The 17,112-nt window shown below is 67.0% G+C and carries 14 protein-coding genes; 4 read left to right on the top strand and 10 right to left on the bottom strand.

Features of this window, described 5'->3' with window-relative positions; genetic code table 11:
* Positions 1-134 precede the first annotated feature (134 nt).
* On the bottom strand, positions 135-1,202 hold the full coding sequence (locus IP86_RS11180) for a Ppx/GppA phosphatase family protein (RefSeq protein WP_054162605.1): 1,068 nt from the start codon (positions 1,200-1,202) through the stop codon (positions 135-137).
* Positions 1,203-1,431: 229 nt separating this feature from the next.
* Here IP86_RS11180 and IP86_RS11175 point away from each other — a divergent pair, with 229 nt between their 5' ends.
* Positions 1,432-3,810, top strand: coding sequence for a xanthine dehydrogenase family protein molybdopterin-binding subunit (locus IP86_RS11175; protein WP_054162604.1), 2,379 nt, complete (start codon positions 1,432-1,434; stop codon positions 3,808-3,810).
* Positions 3,811-4,274: 464 nt separating this feature from the next.
* On the opposite strand, the gene IP86_RS11170 is transcribed toward IP86_RS11175, so the two are convergent.
* Together IP86_RS11170 and IP86_RS11165 are read right to left on the bottom strand one after the other, a co-directional pair.
* On the bottom strand, positions 4,275-5,492 hold the full coding sequence (locus IP86_RS11170; RefSeq protein ID WP_054162603.1) for an ABC transporter substrate-binding protein: 1,218 nt from the start codon (positions 5,490-5,492) through the stop codon (positions 4,275-4,277).
* Between the two features lie 189 nt (positions 5,493-5,681).
* Positions 5,682-6,482 (bottom strand): hypothetical protein, encoded by an 801-nt coding sequence (locus IP86_RS11165; protein WP_054162602.1) that lies wholly within the window; start codon positions 6,480-6,482, stop codon positions 5,682-5,684.
* 106 nt (positions 6,483-6,588) lie between these two features.
* Between IP86_RS11165 and IP86_RS11160 the strand changes: the two genes are divergently transcribed.
* Positions 6,589-7,062, top strand: coding sequence for a YaiI/YqxD family protein (locus IP86_RS11160; protein WP_054162601.1), 474 nt, complete (start codon positions 6,589-6,591; stop codon positions 7,060-7,062).
* Between the two features lie 10 nt (positions 7,063-7,072).
* Complete coding sequence (locus tag IP86_RS11155) at positions 7,073-8,893, top strand: ABC-F family ATP-binding cassette domain-containing protein (RefSeq protein ID WP_054162600.1); 1,821 nt, start codon at positions 7,073-7,075, stop codon at positions 8,891-8,893.
* Positions 8,894-9,028: 135 nt separating this feature from the next.
* Here the strand turns inward: IP86_RS11155 and IP86_RS11150 are convergent, their stop codons facing one another.
* The 6 genes from IP86_RS11150 to IP86_RS11125 form a co-directional block, all read right to left on the bottom strand.
* Positions 9,029-10,261, bottom strand: a complete 1,233-nt coding sequence (locus IP86_RS11150; protein WP_054162599.1) for a BaiN/RdsA family NAD(P)/FAD-dependent oxidoreductase — start codon at positions 10,259-10,261, stop codon at positions 9,029-9,031.
* A 259-nt stretch (positions 10,262-10,520) separates the two neighbouring features.
* A complete protein-coding gene (locus IP86_RS11145; protein WP_054162598.1) occupies positions 10,521-11,438 on the bottom strand; it encodes an SDR family NAD(P)-dependent oxidoreductase in 918 nt (305 codons plus the stop codon).
* A gap of 16 nt (positions 11,439-11,454) precedes the next feature.
* Positions 11,455-11,922: a MaoC family dehydratase gene (locus tag IP86_RS11140; protein WP_054162597.1), complete on the bottom strand. Its 468-nt coding sequence runs from the start codon at positions 11,920-11,922 to the stop codon at positions 11,455-11,457.
* Between the two features lie 90 nt (positions 11,923-12,012).
* A complete protein-coding gene (locus IP86_RS11135) occupies positions 12,013-12,987 on the bottom strand; it encodes an NADPH:quinone oxidoreductase family protein (RefSeq protein ID WP_054162596.1) in 975 nt (324 codons plus the stop codon).
* The gene (locus IP86_RS11130; RefSeq protein WP_054162595.1) at positions 12,987-13,607 is read right to left on the bottom strand and encodes a 2-hydroxychromene-2-carboxylate isomerase; all 621 of its coding nucleotides are present in this window, start codon (positions 13,605-13,607) and stop codon (positions 12,987-12,989) included. The genes IP86_RS11135 and IP86_RS11130 overlap by 1 nt, the downstream gene beginning before the upstream one ends.
* 474 nt (positions 13,608-14,081) lie before the next feature.
* The gene (locus IP86_RS11125) at positions 14,082-14,801 is read right to left on the bottom strand and encodes a glutathione S-transferase N-terminal domain-containing protein (RefSeq protein WP_054162594.1); all 720 of its coding nucleotides are present in this window, start codon (positions 14,799-14,801) and stop codon (positions 14,082-14,084) included.
* A 138-nt stretch (positions 14,802-14,939) separates the two neighbouring features.
* Between IP86_RS11125 and IP86_RS11120 the strand changes: the two genes are divergently transcribed.
* Positions 14,940-15,962, top strand: a complete 1,023-nt coding sequence (locus IP86_RS11120) for a methionine synthase (protein WP_054162593.1) — start codon at positions 14,940-14,942, stop codon at positions 15,960-15,962.
* Positions 15,963-16,202: 240 nt separating this feature from the next.
* Here the strand turns inward: IP86_RS11120 and IP86_RS11115 are convergent, their stop codons facing one another.
* Entirely contained in the window at positions 16,203-16,889 is a 687-nt protein-coding gene (locus IP86_RS11115; protein ID WP_054162592.1) for a hypothetical protein, read from the bottom strand.
* Between the last annotated feature and the right edge of the window lie 223 nt (positions 16,890-17,112).

The following is a 17,112-nucleotide window of genomic DNA, read 5'->3' as shown; positions in this document are numbered from 1 at the left end:
GCCGAAAAACCAGCGCGGAACCGCTTCCTCCGTCATTGCGAGCGAAGCGAAGCAATCCAGAGGCTCAATGCACGGCGCTGGATTGCTTCGCTTCGCTCGCAATGACGGGGAGAGGTCGTGCGCTGAATTGAAGCTTAGCCTCCCAGCACCCCATCCGCCTGCATCATCTCGACCAGCATGCCCTCGCGCAGGCCGCGGTCGGCGACGCGCAGGCGGGGCAGCGGGAATGCGGCGCGCACGGCGTCGAGGATGGCGCAGCCGGCCAGTACCAGGTCGGCCCGCTCGGTGCCGATGCAATGGTTCTGGGCGCGATCGTGATAGGTCATGCTGCGCAGCCGCTCGATCGTCGTGGTCAGTTCCGCATCGTCCATCCAGATGCCGTCGACGCGGCGGCGGTCGTAGCGGATCAGGTCGAGATGCAGTCCGGCCAGCGTCGTCACCGTGCCCGAGGTGCCGAGCAGATGCAGCCCCTCCAGATCGTCGCCATGGGCGGCGGCGAACGGCGCGACGTGCTTGGCGACTTCCGCCACCATCGCCGCGTAGCTGCCCGGGGTCACGACCTTGCCACCGAACTGTTCGGCGAGCGTGACGACGCCGAGCGGAATCGACATCCAGGCACGGATTGTCGGTGGCTGGTCCGGCCGTGCCGGATCGCGCGCCAGCCGCACCAATTCGCTGGAGCCGCCGCCGATATCGAACAGAATCGCACCGCGGCCGGCGGTGTCGACCAGCGGCGACACGCCGGTCGCGGCCAGCCGCGCCTCGGTCTCGCGATCGATGATTTCCAGCCGGATGCCGGTGGCATGCGCGACCTTGTCACAAAACTCGTCGGCATTCGTGGCGGCCCGGCAGGCCTCGGTGGCGATCAGCCGCTGCCGCGTGACGTGGCGCTGCCGGAGCTTGTCCCGGCAGATCGCCAGCGCCGAAATCGCCCGGGTGATCGCGGCGTCGCTGATCCGCCCGGTCGCGGAGACGCCCTCGCCCAGCCGGATGATCCGGGAGAACGAGTCGACGACCCGGAAGCTGTCGCCAGCCGGCCGTGCGATCAACAGGCGGCAATTATTCGTGCCGAGATCGAGCGCCGCATAGATGGCGCCGTGAGGCACCACCCCGTCGTGCTCGTCCTCGACCATCGCCGCATGCGCGTGCTGCGGGTCCTCGCCCGGCACTGCGCCGCCGCGGAGCCGCGTCTCCTCGTCCATCAATTCGGTCTTTCGTGGCCGTCCGGCCGACGTCGTGATCACGTTTCACGGAAAGTTTAGCAGCGCCCCGCTGTGGCGCAACCCACCGCACGGCCCGCATTCCGGATCGTGCGTTGTCGGGCCGCCGCTGCCGGCTTATTTGGAGCCTATTGCCCCCCTCGCCAAGCCCTCGCGGACATTTGCTGCGCCCTGCGGCCGTCCGCGCCCCTCACGTGCTGGAACGGACCGGATGCAGGACCACACTTCGAACGCGTCGCTCGACACCTCCATTGCACTGCAAAAATTCGGCGTCGGCCAGCCGGTGCTGCGCAAGGAGGACGACACGCTAGTGCGCGGCAAGGGCCGCTACACCGACGATTGCAGCCTGCCCGGCCAGCTCACCGCCGTGATGGTCCGCAGCCCGCACGCGCATGGCGTGATCCGCGGCCTCGGCACCGAGGCGGCACGGGCGATGCCGGGCGTGCGTGGCGTCTACACCGGCGCGGATCTCGCCGCCGCCAATTATTATGCCCCCTTTACCAGTGGCCTGCCGCTGAAGAGCCGCGACGGCACGCCGCTGCTGCAGACCAATCGCCTCGCGCTTACCACCGACAAGGTGCGCTTCGTCGGCGATCCGGTTGCGTTCGTGGTCGCCGACACGCTGGCGCAGGCGCGCGACGCCGCCGAAGCGGTCGAACTCGACATCGAGCCGCTCGACGCCGTCACGGACGCGGAGGCCGCGATGCAGCCCGGCGCGCCGCAGCTCTACGACCACATCCCCAACAACGTCGCGCTCGATTATCACTTCGGCGACACCGAGGCGGTGAACGCCGCCTTTGCGTCGGCCGCGCACGTCACCGTGCTCGATATCGAGAATACCCGCGTCGCCGCGGTGCCGATGGAGCCGCGCGTCGGCCTCGCCTCCTACGACAGCAAGACCGAGCGCTACACCATCCAGCTGCCGACCCAGGGCGTGTCCGGCAATCGCAACACGCTAGCGAAGCTGCTCGGCGTGCCGAACGACAAGGTGCGCGTGCTGACCGGACAGGTCGGCGGCTCGTTCGGGATGAAGAACATCTCCTATCCGGAATACATCTGCATCCTGCACGCCGCCAAGGCGCTTGGCCGGCCGGTGAAATGGACCGACGAACGGTCCAGCGCCTTCCTGTCCGACAGCCACGGCCGCGGCCAGCAGATCCGCGCCGAGCTGGCGCTCGATGCCGCCGGACATTTCCTCGCCATCCGGCTCAGCGGCACCGGCAATCTCGGCGCCTACATCACCGGCGTCGCGCCGCTGCCGCTGTCGCTCAACACCGGCAAGAACATCGGCAGCGTCTATCGCACGCCGCTGCTCAGCGTCGACATCAAGTGCGTCGTCACCAACGTCACGCCGATGGGCGCTTATCGCGGTGCCGGCCGGCCCGAGGCCAACTACTTCCTCGAGCGGTTGATCGACCGCGCCGCCGATGAGATCGGGATTGACCGGCTGACGCTGCGCAAGCGCAATTTCATCAAGCCGGCGCAGCTGCCGTTCACCGCCTGCTCGGGCGTCACCTACGATTCCGGCGACTTCGCCGGCGTGTTCGCCGACGCGCTGGAGCGCGCCGACTACGCCGGCTTCGCGCAGCGCAAGAAGGACAGCCGCAAGCGCGGCAAGCTGCGCGGCATCGCGGTCGGCTCCTATCTCGAAGTCACAGCGCCGCCGAGCCCCGAGCTCGGCAAGATCGTGTTCGAAGCGGATGGCACGGTGCGGCTGATCACCGGCACGCTCGACTACGGCCAGGGCCACGCCACGCCGTTCGCGCAGGTGCTGAGCGCGCAGCTCGGCGTGCCGTTCGAGGCCGTGAGGCTGGAACAGGGCGACAGCGATGTGGTCCACACCGGCAACGGCACCGGCGGCTCCCGCTCGATCACCGCCAGCGGCCAGGCGATCGTCGAAGCCTCGCAGCAGGTGATCGCCAAGGGCAAGACCGCGGCGTCGCATCTGCTCGAAACCGCCGAGGCCGACATCGAGTTCAACGCCGGCCGCTTCACCGTCGCCGGCACCGACCGCAGCATCGACATCATGGAGCTGGCGCAGCGGCTGCGCGAGGCCAAGCTGCCGGACGGCGTGCCGTCGTCGCTCGACGTCGACCACACCACGCAGGGCCCACCCTCCGCCTTCCCCAACGGCTGCCACGTCGCCGAGGTCGAGGTCGATCCCGACACCGGCGTGACGCAAGTGGTGCGTTACACCGCGGTCAATGATTTCGGCACGGTGATCAACCCGATGATCGTCGCCGGCCAGCTGCACGGCGGCGTCGCCCAGGGCATCGGCCAGGCGCTGATGGAGAAGATGAGCTACGACGCCAGCGGCCAGCCGATCACCGGCTCGCTGCAGGACTACGCGCTGCCGCGCGCCGGCGACATCCCGATGATGAACGTCGGCGACCACCCGGTGCCGACGCCCGCCAACCCGCTCGGCACCAAAGGCTGCGGCGAAGCCGGCTGCGCCGGCTCGCTCGGCAGCGTCGTCAACGCCGTGCTCGACGCGCTGAAAGACGTCGGCGTCAAATCGCTCGACATGCCGCTGACGTCGGAAAAGATCTGGCGCGCGATCAGGGAGGCGAAGAGAAGCGCGGCGGCGTAAGACGTGGGAGCTGTTTTAGACGATGCTGTCTTAGACGATGCAGGCTGAGAGAGCGCTGTCTTGGCGGATGCTTTGCTGGCAGCAGTGGCTCGCCCCACCCACCGCCGGTCATCGCCCGGCTTGACCAGGCGACCCAGTATTGCAGAGAGCTCGCGATGCAGCCCAGCAGCGCACGCTGCACCCGCTCTGCTCCGCCACCCACGCCCTGGAATACTGGGTCCCCCGCATACGCGGGGGACGACGGCTGTGAGTTGTGGCACCGACGCGTCGCCAGCCGTGGTGTGCATCCCCACCCACTGATCGTCATGCGCGGGCTTGACCCGCGCATCCATCGCGCGCGAAGCGCGCCGCTAACGGCTTTGCGAAGAGAACGGCTTCGCGAAGAGGATGGATCGCCGGGTCAAGCCCGGCGATGACACTTGTCGGTGGGGTGAGACGTCGACTCACAACGGCCGCCGCAGCGATTACTCCGCCTTCACCAGCGGACATCCCCCATCCTTCAGCGGACGGAACGCCTGATCGCCGGGGACTTCGGCGAGCACCTTGTAGTAATCCCACGGCGCTTTCGACTCCTCGGGCTTCTTTACCTCGAACAGGAACATCGAATGCACCATGCGGCCGTCCTCGCGCAGATAGCCGTTGTCGGTGAAGGCGTCGCGCACCGGCATTTCGCGCATTTTCGCCAGCACCGTCTTGGTGTCCTTGGTGCCGGCCGCCTTCACGGCTTTCAGATAATGCAGCGTCGCGCTGTAGGTCGCGGCCTGGTTCATCGTCGGCATCCGCTTCATCCGCTCGAAATACTTCTTGCCGAACGCGCGGGTGCGGTCGTTGAGGTCCCAGTAGTAGGCCTCGGTGATGATCAGACCGTTGGCCATTTTCAGCCCGAGGCTGTGGATGTCCGAGATGAACATCACGATGCCGGCGAGCTTCTGGCCGCCGGCGACGATGCCGAATTCGGCGGCCTGCTTGATGGTGTTGATGGTGTCGCCGCCGCCATTGGCCATGCCGATGATCTTGGCCTTGGACGACTGCGCCTGCAGCAGGAACGACGAGAAGTCGGCATTGTTGAGCGGGTGCCGCGCGCTGCCGACGATCGTGCCGCCATTGGCCTTCACCACCTCGCCGGTGTCACGCTCGATCGAATGACCGAACAGATAGTCGGCGGTGATGAAGAACCAGGTATCGCCGCCGTTCTTGACGATCGCCGAGCCGACGGTGTGGGCGTTGGAATAGGTGTCGTAGGTCCAGTGCGCGGTGTAAGGCGAGCACGATTTGCCGGTGATGTCCGACGACGCCGCGTCGGTGACGATCATGATCTTCTCGAACTTCTTCGACATCTCCATCGCAGCCAGCGCAGTGGCCGAGGTCGGCAGATCGACGATCATGTCGACGCCTTCGTTCTCGTACCATTTGCGCGCCAGCGAGGCGGCGATGTCCGGCTTGTTCTGAACGTCGGCGGAGACGAATTCGATCGGCTGGCCGAACATCGTGCCGCCCATCTCCTCGATCGCCATCTTGGCGGCTTCCTGATTGCCCTGGCCGCCGATGTCGGAATACACCGACTGGAAATCGCTGAGCAGGCCGATCTTGAGCGGGCTTTGTTGCTGCGCAAAAGCGGATACGCCGAGCAGCAGCGGCGCAGCCAGCGTCACCGCTGCCGCCGCACGTCGAATGAAATGCATGTTTCCTCCGGAAGTCTTTTTTGATTTGTTTGGTTCGGCCTTGTCGCCGGCCTCGCGGATCTGCTGGTGCTGCCGCCCTCCCCTCGTCCTTGATTGACCCGCGTGCATTCTGACCGCCCGCGCGCGAACCGCGCGAGGGCAGAACGTCGCAGCCGCGGCCGCGCAACCGCGCGGCGGAATAACCGCGAACTACGCGGCGGCCTGCTGCCGCGGCAGGAAGATCGCCACGTGATGGCAATGCGCCACCGGCGTCGTGCCATTGGCGACGATCAGCGCGTCGAACTCGGCGAAGCGGTGGCCCTTCTTGTCGTAATTGGCCGTCACCTTGGCGCGGGCGGTCAGCACGTCGTCGCCGGTCGCGGCGGCCAGCAGCTGCATCTTGGAGCCGACGTGGATCCACGGCTCCAGCACGACATTGTCGGCGCAGACCCGGTTCATGATCCGCTGCAGCGTGCCGGGATGCACCAGATTGTGCTCACGATAGATCGGATCGGTCTCGCGGATCTCGCCCAGATACTCACGCAGCTTGTCGCCGCCCCAGCTCGTCGGCGCCGTGCCGAACCAGTGGCCCTCCGGAAACGCCTCGGGGCTGACCGGCGGGCGCGTTGCCACCACCGGCGTGTCCGGATAGGCGGCGAGATCGACCGCCGGCGCCCGCGCCGGCAGCGACGCCTGACCGGTGGCGCACAGCTCTCCGCGGCTCTCGACCTGCAGCGCGACGCCGTCGCCCTGCGGCTCGCCCGTCACGGTGGCGATCTCGCCGTCATAGACCGGCTTGACGAACCGCGCCTCGATCAGCCCGCGTTCCAGGAAGTCGCGGCCCCAGCGCGCCACCGGCAGGTGCATCATATAGGCCATCACCTCGACGCCCGGGACCAGACCGCCGGTGAAGCCGTAGCGCCGCGCCACGGTGTCGTCGTGCATCTTGTTTTCGGACTTCGTGGCGGTGTTGAAGGCGCGGACGCGCCAGGGCTCGAACGGAGCGGCCATGGATTCTCCCGGTTTGTTCGATCTTGTTGGCGATCGTGCCCGGCGATGCTACGCCAGCGCCGCCGCGGGCGTAAAGCGCCCTTGCCGCCCCTTGCACCGAGAGCGAATGACCGAAACCGCCACCCGCATCTATGTCGACGCCGACGCCTGCCCGGTGAAGGACGAGATCTACAAGGTCGCGGAGCGCCACGGCCTGCCGGTCAGCGTCGTCGCCGGCGGCTTCATTCGCGTGCCGCAGCATCCCTTGATCGAGCGGGTTGCCGCGGGTTCCGGCATGGACGCGGCGGACGACTGGATTGCCGAGCGGGTTCAGCCCGGCGACATCGTCGTCACCGCCGACATTCCGCTGGCCAGCCGCTGCGTCAAGGCCGGCGCCGCGGTGATCGCGCCGAACGGCAAGCCGTTCACCGAGGAATCGATCGGCATGACGCTGGCGGTACGCAATCTGATGACCGATCTGCGCTCCAGCGGCGAAATCACCGGCGGCCCGCGCGGCTTCACCCCACGCGACCGCTCGACCTTTCTCTCGGCGCTCGACAGCGCGATCCGCCGGATCGCGCGTCGCCGCGCTTCGACTTGATGGACCCTGCATGGCGCCGCCGCTGATCCAACTCAAAGACATCGCGCTGACCTTCGGCGGCGCGCCGCTGTTCGACGGCGTCGAACTCAGCGTTTCGGCCGGCGATCGCCTCTGCCTGATCGGCCGCAACGGTTCCGGCAAATCGACGCTGCTGAAGATTGTCGCCGGCCTGATCGAGCCGGACCGCGGCAGCCGCTTCGTGCAGCCCGGCGCCACCATCCGCTATCTGCCGCAGGAGCCGGATTTCGACGGCTTCAAGACCACGCTGGCCTATGTCGAAGCCGGCCTCGCGCCCGGCGACGAGCACTATCAGGCCGCGTATCTGCTCGAGCAGCTCGGCCTGCATGGCGACGAGGATCCGGCGAATCTCTCCGGTGGCGAGGCACGCCGCGCCGCGCTGGCACGGATGCTGGCGCCTGATCCGGACATCCTCCTGATCGACGAGCCGACCAACCATCTCGACCTCACCACCATCGAATGGCTGGAAAGCGATCTGGCGCAGCGCAAGAGCGCAATCGTGATGATCAGCCACGACCGCCGCTTCCTCGGCAATCTGTCGCGCTCGACCGCGTGGCTCGATCGCGGCGTGATCCGCCAGATCGACCGCGGCTTCTCGCAATTCGAGGCTTGGCGCGACGAGGTGCTGGCCGAGGAAGAGCGCGATCAGCACAAGCTCGACCGCAAGATCGTGATGGAAGAGCACTGGCTGCGCTACGGCGTCTCCGGCCGCCGCAAGCGCAACGTCAAGCGCCTCGCCGGCCTGCACGAGCTGCGCGCGCAGCGCCGCGACTATCGTGGGCCGACAGGCAGTGCCAATCTCGCCGCGGCGGAGGCCGACAAGTCCGGCAAGCTGGTGATCGAGGCCAAGGGCATCAGCAAGGCGTGGGGCGAGCGCGCCATCGTCGACAATTTCTCGATCCGCATCAATCGCGGCGACCGCATCGGCATCGTCGGCCCCAACGGCGCCGGTAAGACCACGCTGATCAGCATCCTGACCGGCGCGCTGCCGCCCGACAGCGGCAGCATCCGACTCGGCACCAATCTGGAAGTCGCCACCCTCGATCAGCACCGCGACAGCCTCGACGCCCGGACGTCGCTCGCCGAAGCGCTCACCGGCGGCCGCGGCGATCAGGTGATGGTCGGCGGCAAGCCGCGCCACGTCATCGGCTACATGAAGGACTTCTTGTTCAAGCAGGAGCAGGCCCGCACGCCGCTCGAAGCGCTGTCCGGCGGCGAGCGCGGCCGGCTGATGCTGGCCCGCGCGCTGGCCAAGCCGTCGAACCTGCTGGTGCTGGACGAACCGACCAACGATCTCGACCTCGAAACCCTCGACGTGCTCGAAGAGATGCTCGGCGATTACGAGGGCACCGTGATCCTGATCAGCCACGACCGCGACTTCCTCGACCGCGTCGTCACCTCGGTGATCGCGCCCGAGGGTGACGGCAAGTGGATTGAATATGCCGGCGGCTATTCCGACATGCTGGCACAGCGCGGCGCGGATCTGACGCGGCAGCCGGCCAAGGCGGCGGCAAGCGCAGACGTCACTTCGGCCAAGGCAACCTCCACGCCCGCCGCCGCGCCTGCACCGAAGCGCAAGATGAGCTTCAACGACAAGCACGCGCTGGAGACCTTGCCCAAGACCATCGCCAAGCTCGAAGCCGAGATCGCCAAGCTGCAGGCCGAGCTCGACGACCCGCAACTCTACGCCAAGGACCGCGCCAAGTTCGACAAGATCTCCGCCGCCCTCGCCAAGGCGCACGACGAGCACCAAGCGGCCGAGCACCGCTGGCTCGAACTGGAAATGCTGCGCGAAGAGATCGAGAGCGCGTGAGTCTGCCTCAAACAATGCGCCAGCGAAATAATCAAAGCCTCGCCACGTCATTGCGAGCGAAGCGAAGCAATCCAGAAGCGCCGTGCAGGGTGCCCTGGATTGCTTCGTCGCTTCGCTCCTCGCAATGACGGAGAGTCAGCGCCCGAGATACTTCGCCGCGCCCCGCCCTGCCGCGACACCCGTCGCGAAACATGCCGTCAGCAGATAGCCGCCGGTCGGCGCTTCCCAGTCGAGCATCTCGCCGGCGGCGAACACGCCGGGGAGTCTGTGCAGCATGTAGGCGTCGTCGATCTCGTCCAGCGCGATGCCGCCGGCGCTGGAAATGGCGCGGGCGATCGGCGCGACGCCGGTGAGACGCAGCGGGACGGCGTTGATCAGCGCAGCCAATCCGCCCGGCGAAAGCGTCGCGAGTGCGCGGCCCTCCGCCAGCGCCGCCTCATACAGCAGGCCAACGCCCACGGGCGTCAGTCCCGCCGCCTTGCGCAAATACGTCGACAGCGACTGCTTGCCCTTAGGCTTGGCCAGCCGCGCCGCGAGGTCGTCGACCGCCAGATCCGGCCGCAGCGCGATGAGTAGCCGCGCCTCGCCGGTAGCCAGGATCGCATCGCGCAGCGGCGCCGACAGCGCATAGATCGCGCCGCCTTCGATGCCATCGCGCGTGATCACTGCCTCGCCACGCACGGTGCGATCGCCGAAGCTCAGCGCGATGTTTTTCAGCGGAGCGCCCTGATATTTGTCCGCGAACAGCGCCGACCACTTGGCGATGAAGCCGCAGTTCGCGGGGCGCAGTGGCACGATCGCCACGCCCTTGGCAGCGAGCAGCGGCACCCAACCGCCGTCGGAGCCGAGCCGAGGCCAGCTCGCGCCGCCGAGCGCCAGCACGGTCACGCGCGCCGCGATTCTGATGGCTCCCGTGGCGGTGTCGAAGCACAGCCGACCCTGCTCGTCCCAGCCGCGCCAGCGATGCCGCAGCCGCAGCTGCACGCCCTGCGCATCCAGCCGGCGCAGCCAGGCGCGCAACAGCGGCGAGGCTTTCATCGCGATCGGAAATACACGGCCGCTGGAGCCGACGAAGGTCGGTTGGCCGAGCTCATCGGCCCAGCGCCGCAACGCGTCGGGCGGGAAGGCTTCGATCGCCGGTGCGAGCCGCGCCTGCGCGGCGCCGTAGCGCGCGAGAAATTCCGGCAGCGGCTCGCTGTGGGTGAGATTGAGGCCACCGCGCCCCGCCAGCAGAAACTTGCGCGCCGGCGCGGCCATGCCGTCGAAGACGACAACCCGCACGCCCGCGCTGGCGAGTTGCTCGGCCGCCATCAGCCCGGCCGGGCCGGCGCCGATCACGGCGGCGTCGATATCGAGGATGTCAGCCACGGCGGCCTGCGCTGCAAATCATCCGGCGCTTATACACGAACCGGGGCAAGCGCAGAGATTCCGCATTCGCGCTGCGCACGCCCGGAATGAGGCGTGGAGAGGCTATGGTCTTCTCGTTCGTCGTTCCGGGGCGCTCGCGTTAGCGAGCGAACCGGAATCTCGAGGAGTTCTGCGACTCAGCGCTTCCGGGTTCGCGACGCACGGCAACCCGGAATGACCAATTGGGAGCAGCGGCCCTAACCAGCCGCCGCCCTCGCCATTACATCTTGATCCCAAGCCGCGCCGCGGCCTGCGCGACGTACTTCTGCGTCTGCTGGAACGCGCCTTCGAGCGCCTGGGCCTTGGAGTCGTCGGTGATCTCGGCGAAGTGCGCCGCGATCCCGTCGGGGGTCCACTCGTTTTCCGGCAGGTTGACGCCTTCAGTCTCGATGATCTTGATCTGCGCGAACGAACCGGCGCCGGCGCCCAGCGTGGTGCGGGTCGGGGCGTTTTCGCTGAGCAGGAACAGCACCGCCGGCGTGATCGCCTCGGGCTTCATCAGCTTAAGCGCCTGCGGCGGCAGCAGTTCTTCGGTCATGCGGGTCGCGGCGGTCGGCGAGATGGTGTTGACGCGGATGTCGGTCTTGCGGCCTTCCTGCGCCAGCACGTTCATCAGCCCGACGATGCCGGCTTTCGCCGCGCCGTAATTGGCCTGGCCGAAATTGCCGAACATGCCCGACGACGACGTCGTCAGCACGATGCGGCCGTAGTTGCGCTCCTTCATGCCGTCCCACACCGCCTTGCAGCAGTAGAATGTGCCGGCGAGATGCACGTCGATCACCTTCTGGAAATCGCTGAGCTCCATCTTGGCAAACGACTTGTCGCGCAGGATGCCGGCGTTGGCGACCAAGAGGTCGACGCTGCCCCACTCCTTGGTCGCCTTGGCGACCATCGCCTGAACCTGCTCGTAGTTCGAAACGTCGGCGCCGTCGGCCATCGCGGTGCCGCCGGCTTTCTTGATCTCTTCGACCACGGTCTCGGCCGCGGTCATCGAGCCGCCGGTGCCGTCGCGCGCGCCGCCGAAATCGTTGACGACGACTTTGGCGCCAAGCGCCGCGAGACCGAGCGCATGCGCGCGTCCCAGACCATTGCCCGCGCCGGTGACGATAGCGACGCGTCCGTCGAACCTGATAGCCATGTGTTTGCTTCCCCGCTTATTGTTCGAAGTAGATCAGGCCGAGCCAATCAGCGACCAGCGCCGAGCGCTTCTCGCCTTCGATCTCGACATTGACGCTGGTGCGCGACAGCAGTTCGCCCGGCTTGCGCCAAGTGGCTTCCGCCAGCATGAAACGGCCGCGCACCCGCATGCCCGCCTTCACCGGCGAGATGAAGCGCAGCCGGTCGAAGCCGTAATTGACGCCCATGGTGACGCCCTTGATCTTCGGCAGCGCCTCGTAGCTGAACACGCTCAGCATCGACAGCGTCAGGAAGCCGTGGGCAATCGTCGAGCCGAACGGCGTCTCGCGCGCGGCGCGCTCCGGATCGACATGGATGAACTGCCAGTCTTCGGTGCAGTCGGCGAAAGTATCGATCCGCTTCTGATCCAGCACGTGCCATTCCGACACGCCGATCTCACTGCCGACCATCTTGATATACGCGTCGCGTTCGACTTCAGCGCCCATTCGATCCTCGTTGTTTTGCGCTGCACATTCCACATTTGACAAACCCGCGCCAAGCGAAATCTTCGCCGGCGCGGGCTTGAAAGTTCCGGCTTACGGGATCAGGGCGACCCGGCCGATCGCCTTGCGGTCGATCAGCAGCCGCATGCCGCGCGCCCATTCGGTGAGCGGCACGCGATGCGAGATATTCGGCCGCAGCACGCCCTTTTCGGCGAGATCCAGCAGCGTGAGCATGCGCTGCTCGCCGAGCGCAGGATCGCGCCGCACCGCCTCGCCGGCGCGGACGCCGACCACGCTGGCGCCCTTCATGAGGATCAGATTGGTACGCGCCAACCCGATGCCGCCGGTGAAGCCAATCACCAGGAGCCGCGCGCCCCAGTTGATACAGCGCACGCTGTCCTCGAAGATTTCGCCGCCGACCGGGTCGAACACCACGTCGGCGCCGCGGCCACCGGTGATGCGCTTCACCGCATCCTTGAACGGCTCGGCGCTGTAGAGCACGCCGTGATCGGCGCCGCGCGCACGCGCGACCGCGAGCTTCTCCTCGCTCGAGGCCGCCGCTATGACCGTCGCGCCGAGATATTTGCCGACTTCGACCGCCGCGAGCCCGACGCCGCCGCCGGCGCCGTGCACCAGCAGCACCTCGCCCTTCTTGAGATTTCCGCGCTCGACCAGGCCATGCCACGCGGTGCCGTGGCCGGCGAGATACGTGGCGGCTTCCGCGTAGTCGAAGGTCGACGGCGCCGGCGTCAGCTGCGACGCGGCCGTCACCACTTCCTCCGCATAGGCGCCGAACCGCAGCTTGACGATGACGCGATCACCGAGCTTAGCGCTGCTGACGCCCTCGCCCAGCTCGATCACGTCTCCCGCCGCTTCCATGCCGGGAATGAACGGCAGCTCGGGCTTGAGCTGATACTCGCCGGCGCACATCAGGATGTCGGGGAAGTTGATGCCGGCGGCACGGATCGCGACCCGCACCTCGCCCGGCTTCAATGCTCTGCGCTCGACCTCCTCCAGCCGCAGCGCCTCGGGAGGCCCGAGTTCGCGGCAGATCACGACCTTCGGCATCAGGCGGCACCCGCTTTGCTGCGGACCAGCGCCTCGCGGATGAGCGGCAGGCGATCGTTGCCGAAATACATGTCCGTCTTGTCCACGAAGATCGTCGGCGAACCGAAGCCACCGCGCGCGATCACTTCGTCGGTGTTGTCCTTGAGCTGATCCTTGATCGCCGGCTCGGCGATGCCGGCGAAGAGAGCCTGCGGATCGAGACCGCATTTGGCGCAGATCGCGGTCAGCACCTCGTCCTTGGAGATGTCCTGATCATCGCCCCAATAGGCTTCGAACACCGCGGTGGCGAACGGCACCATCGCGTCCGGCTTATCGCGCAGCAGCCACAGGCAGCCGCGCATCGCCTTGACGCTGTTCACGGGAAACACGCTCGGCGGCATCTTGATCGCCAGCTTGGACGAGCGCGCCCAATCCGCCAGATCCTTCTTCATGTAGCGCGCCTTCAGCGGCACCGGCGTCTTGCGCGACTCGTACACGCTCGGATTGACCGAATTGAAGATGCCTCCGACCAGGATCGGCTTCCAGATGATCTCCTCGCCCATCTCCTTGGCCAGCGGCTGGATGTTGTGAAAGGCGAGATAGGTCCAGGGACTGGAGCAATCGAAGAAGAACTCGAGCATCGGCGTTTCCTTTTCTTGGTTGTTGTTGGTGGTTGTTAGCTGTTGTTGTTAGCTGCTGTTTGCGATGATTTGGTCCCGCTGTCCGCGATCAACCTCTCGTTCGTCATTCCGGGGCGCGCGCAGCGCGAACCCGGAATCCATAACCCCTGTGCTCTCGGTCAAGCAAAGCGCCACCGAGGCCCTGCTCCAACGCCAGCGCTGCGGCGTATGGATTCCGGGCTCGCGCAGCTTCGCCGCGCGCCCCGGAATAACGAACGCCGAGGGTAGCGCACGGCATCACCCTGCCCCCAACCGTCATCCCCCGCGAAAGCGGGGGACCCAGTATTCCAAAGCGCTCGTGTGGACCGCATACGTCCGCCGCACACGCTCTTCGATACTGGGGCGCCCGGACAACCCGGGCGATGACGGTGATGGTGGGGCATGCGCTGTCGGCCGAATAGGCGCTAGCTGAGCGCGCGTCCTCTCGCTTCTCCCTCACTGCTGCTGCGCACCCTGCGCGCTCGCATCCGCATGCGCCGGCTTATCGACGCCGAACAGCAGCTTGCGCGCCTGCTCGTCCATCGGCTTGCGGTCTTCCTTGCCGAGCGCGAGGCCGGCCTGCAGCTTGGGGCGGTCGCGCAGCAGCGCGTACCAGCGCTTCACATTCGGAAATTCATCGAGCGAGATCCCCTGCGCCTTGTGGGTCATGATCCACGGGAAGCACGCCATGTCGGCGATCGAATAGTCCCCGGCGATGTACTCTCCGCCAGCCAGCTGTCCGTCGAGCACGCCGTATAGCCGCTTGGCCTCGCGGGTGTAGCGATCGATGGCGTACGGGATCTTCTCCGGGGCGTACAGCAGGAAGTGGCCGTTCTGGCCGAGCATCGGGCCGAGCCCGGCCATCTGCCACATCACCCACTGCATCACTTCGAAGCGCGGCCGGGGCGCGGCAGGCATGAACTTGCCGGTCTTCTCCGCCAGATAGATTAGGATCGCGCCGCTCTCGAACACGCTGAGCGGCACGCCGCCGTCGGCCGGCGCGTGATCGACGATCGCCGGCATCCGGCCGTTCGGGGAGAGCTTGAGATAATCCGGCTTGTGCTGGTCGCCACGGCCGAGCTGCATCGGCACCACCTTGTATGGCAGGCCGCATTCCTCCAGCATGATCGAAATCTTCCAGCCGTTCGGGGTCGGCGCGTAAAACAGCTCGATCATGCGGGCTCCTCGGATCCTCTTGACGGGTTTGCGCCGATCCTAGCCCGGCTCCGGCGGGCTTGTCACCTCGGTCTCGGGCGGCTGTACGGCGAGGCGCCGACGTGGCAGACAGGGCGCCCCTCAACCGCGGAGTGACCGATGCTGTTTCCGACCACGATCGCCGGCTCGTTGCCGAAGCCCGAATGGCTCGCCGAGCCCAACAAGCTGTGGGCGCCGTGGAAATCCAGCGGCGAGGAACTCGCCCGCGCCAAACGCGATGCGACGATTCTGGCGCTGAAGCTGCAGGAAGACTATGGGGTCGATATCGTCACCGAAGGCGAGCAGGCGCGGCAGCATTTCGTCCACGGCTTTCTCGAGGCGGTCGAGGGGATCGACTTCACCCACAAGGTCGAGATGGGCATCCGCAACGACCGCTACAAAGCGATGGTGCCGCAGGTCGTCGCGCCGCTGCGGCTGAAGGGCCGCGTCCACGGCTTCGAAGGCCAGATCGCGCGGGCGCATACCACGCACAAGATCAAGTTCACCCTGCCCGGCCCGATGACCATCATCGACACCATCGCCGATCGTTACTACGGCGACCGCGTCAAGATGGCGTTCGCCTTCGCCGAGCTGCTCAACGAGGAAGCCAAGGCGCTCGAAGCCGACGGCATCGACATGATCCAGTTCGACGAGCCGGCGTTCAACGTCTACATGAGCGAGGCCGCCGATTGGGGCGTCAAGGCGCTGGAGCGCGCCGCGCAGGGGCTCACTTGCGCCACCGCCGTGCACATCTGCTACGGCTACGGCATCAAGGCCAACACCGACTGGAAGGAAACGCTCGGCGATCAGTGGCGGCAGTACGAGGACATCTTCCCGGCGATCGACGCCAGCGCGATCCAGCAGGTCGCGGTCGAGTGCCGCAACTCCAAGGTGCCGCTGGAATTGCTGTCGCTGCTCAAGGGCAAGATCGTCCAGGCGGGCGTGATCGACGTCGCCAGCGACGAGGTCGAGACCGCCGAGGACGTCTGCGCCACCATCGAAGCGGTGATGGCGCACGTGCCCAAGAGCAACATCGTCGCGACGACGAATTGCGGCATGGCCCCGATGCGGCGGGATATCGCCGAAGCCAAGCTGGCGGCGCTGGGAGCCGGTGCGGAGCTGGCGCGGGAGCGATTCAAGTAAGCGGGGCGGCGCAAGCGAGGGCACGGTTCAAGTAATCGGACGCCAGCGCCGTTTTATCACTGGCCTCTCCTTCGTCACCGACCTCTCCCTGTCATTCCGGGGCGCCGCGCAGCGGCGAGCCCGGAATCCATATCCCCTGGACGATGTTGTTGAGCACTGCGTTGCTGCGCTGTGCACAATTCCAGGCGACTGGGGTTATGGATTCCGGGCTCGCGCTGCGCGCGCCCCGGAATGACGTGGCTAGGCGGTGCCCGCGGTCGGATGCAGCACGGGTCGATAGCCGGTGCTGAGGGCGCGTAGCGTCGACGGAGGTGTGAGTAGGACGAACTGCGTTGCTTGGCTCTCGAGCGCGTCGGCATCAACGGGCTGATAGCCGTCAAACGACCACACCAGCGCTCGTCCGCGCGTGATCAGATAGCATGAGGGGCCTTGTTGCGGGGTTGCGGCGTTGTCGGCAACCGGTGACGCTGGGTCATCCCGTTCTGCCACCATCGCGCCGTCCGGCAACTCGCTCACCGCACACGGCAGCGGGTGCAGTCGCTTGGCTCGCCCGTCGAGCCGCTCACGATGCAGCGCCGCATCGATGTCCTTAGCCGTCGCGCGCGAGAGACCATTGCCCCTCGCCCACGCCGCGGCGAAGCGGCTCGCGTCGTCGCGGCGGCAGAAGTAGCAGGGCCGATGGCCGGCGGCGAGCGCGGTGGCTTCGTCCAGGAAGAACAGCTCGGTCCAGCTCCGCGTCGCCATCACGGCGCGGCGGCGGCCGCCGAAATCGCAGACGCAGGTGATCCACGCCGGATTGGACCAGCGCCGGCTCAGCAGCGTTCGCGTCGCCGGATCATGGATGATGCCGCGATTGCCGGTGAACATCCCGCGCGCCGCCACCGCGACGATGTCGCCGAACGGCGTGACGCGGTTTTGCAGAGGCATCGGAGCTCCTGATGTCGAGCACGAGTGCTTTACGCGCACGGCGCGCTCCTTCTCCCCGCGCGCGGGGAGAAGGCTGGGATGAGGGGGCGCCTCCGCGCAGCCGAGCGCCTATTACGTACCCATCGGCGATCAGGCGAGCCACCCGAAATGCTCAGACACGCGGAAACGCCCCCTCACCCGGATTGCTACGCAATCCGACCTCTCCCCGCGCGCGGGGAGAGGT

Origin of the sequence: Rhodopseudomonas sp. AAP120, assembly GCF_001295845.1 — a bacterium.
GTDB lineage: Bacteria > Pseudomonadota > Alphaproteobacteria > Rhizobiales > Xanthobacteraceae > Rhodopseudomonas.
This window is presented reverse-complemented; position numbering and strand designations above follow the sequence as displayed.

Coding starts and splice junctions, on each gene's coding strand:
- IP86_RS11180 (WP_054162605.1), bottom strand. CDS start 1,202: ATGGACGAGGAGACGCGGCTCCGCGGCGGCGCAGTGCCGGGCGAGGAC.
- IP86_RS11175 (WP_054162604.1), top strand. CDS start 1,432: ATGCAGGACCACACTTCGAACGCGTCGCTCGACACCTCCATTGCACTG.
- IP86_RS11170 (WP_054162603.1), bottom strand. CDS start 5,492: ATGCATTTCATTCGACGTGCGGCGGCAGCGGTGACGCTGGCTGCGCCG.
- IP86_RS11165 (WP_054162602.1), bottom strand. CDS start 6,482: ATGGCCGCTCCGTTCGAGCCCTGGCGCGTCCGCGCCTTCAACACCGCC.
- IP86_RS11160 (WP_054162601.1), top strand. CDS start 6,589: ATGACCGAAACCGCCACCCGCATCTATGTCGACGCCGACGCCTGCCCG.
- IP86_RS11155 (WP_054162600.1), top strand. CDS start 7,073: ATGGCGCCGCCGCTGATCCAACTCAAAGACATCGCGCTGACCTTCGGC.
- IP86_RS11145 (WP_054162598.1), bottom strand. CDS start 11,438: ATGGCTATCAGGTTCGACGGACGCGTCGCTATCGTCACCGGCGCGGGC.
- IP86_RS11140 (WP_054162597.1), bottom strand. CDS start 11,922: ATGGGCGCTGAAGTCGAACGCGACGCGTATATCAAGATGGTCGGCAGT.
- IP86_RS11135 (WP_054162596.1), bottom strand. CDS start 12,987: ATGCCGAAGGTCGTGATCTGCCGCGAACTCGGGCCTCCCGAGGCGCTG.
- IP86_RS11130 (WP_054162595.1), bottom strand. CDS start 13,607: ATGCTCGAGTTCTTCTTCGATTGCTCCAGTCCCTGGACCTATCTCGCC.
- IP86_RS11125 (WP_054162594.1), bottom strand. CDS start 14,801: ATGATCGAGCTGTTTTACGCGCCGACCCCGAACGGCTGGAAGATTTCG.
- IP86_RS11120 (WP_054162593.1), top strand. CDS start 14,940: ATGCTGTTTCCGACCACGATCGCCGGCTCGTTGCCGAAGCCCGAATGG.
- IP86_RS11115 (WP_054162592.1), bottom strand. CDS start 16,889: ATGCCTCTGCAAAACCGCGTCACGCCGTTCGGCGACATCGTCGCGGTG.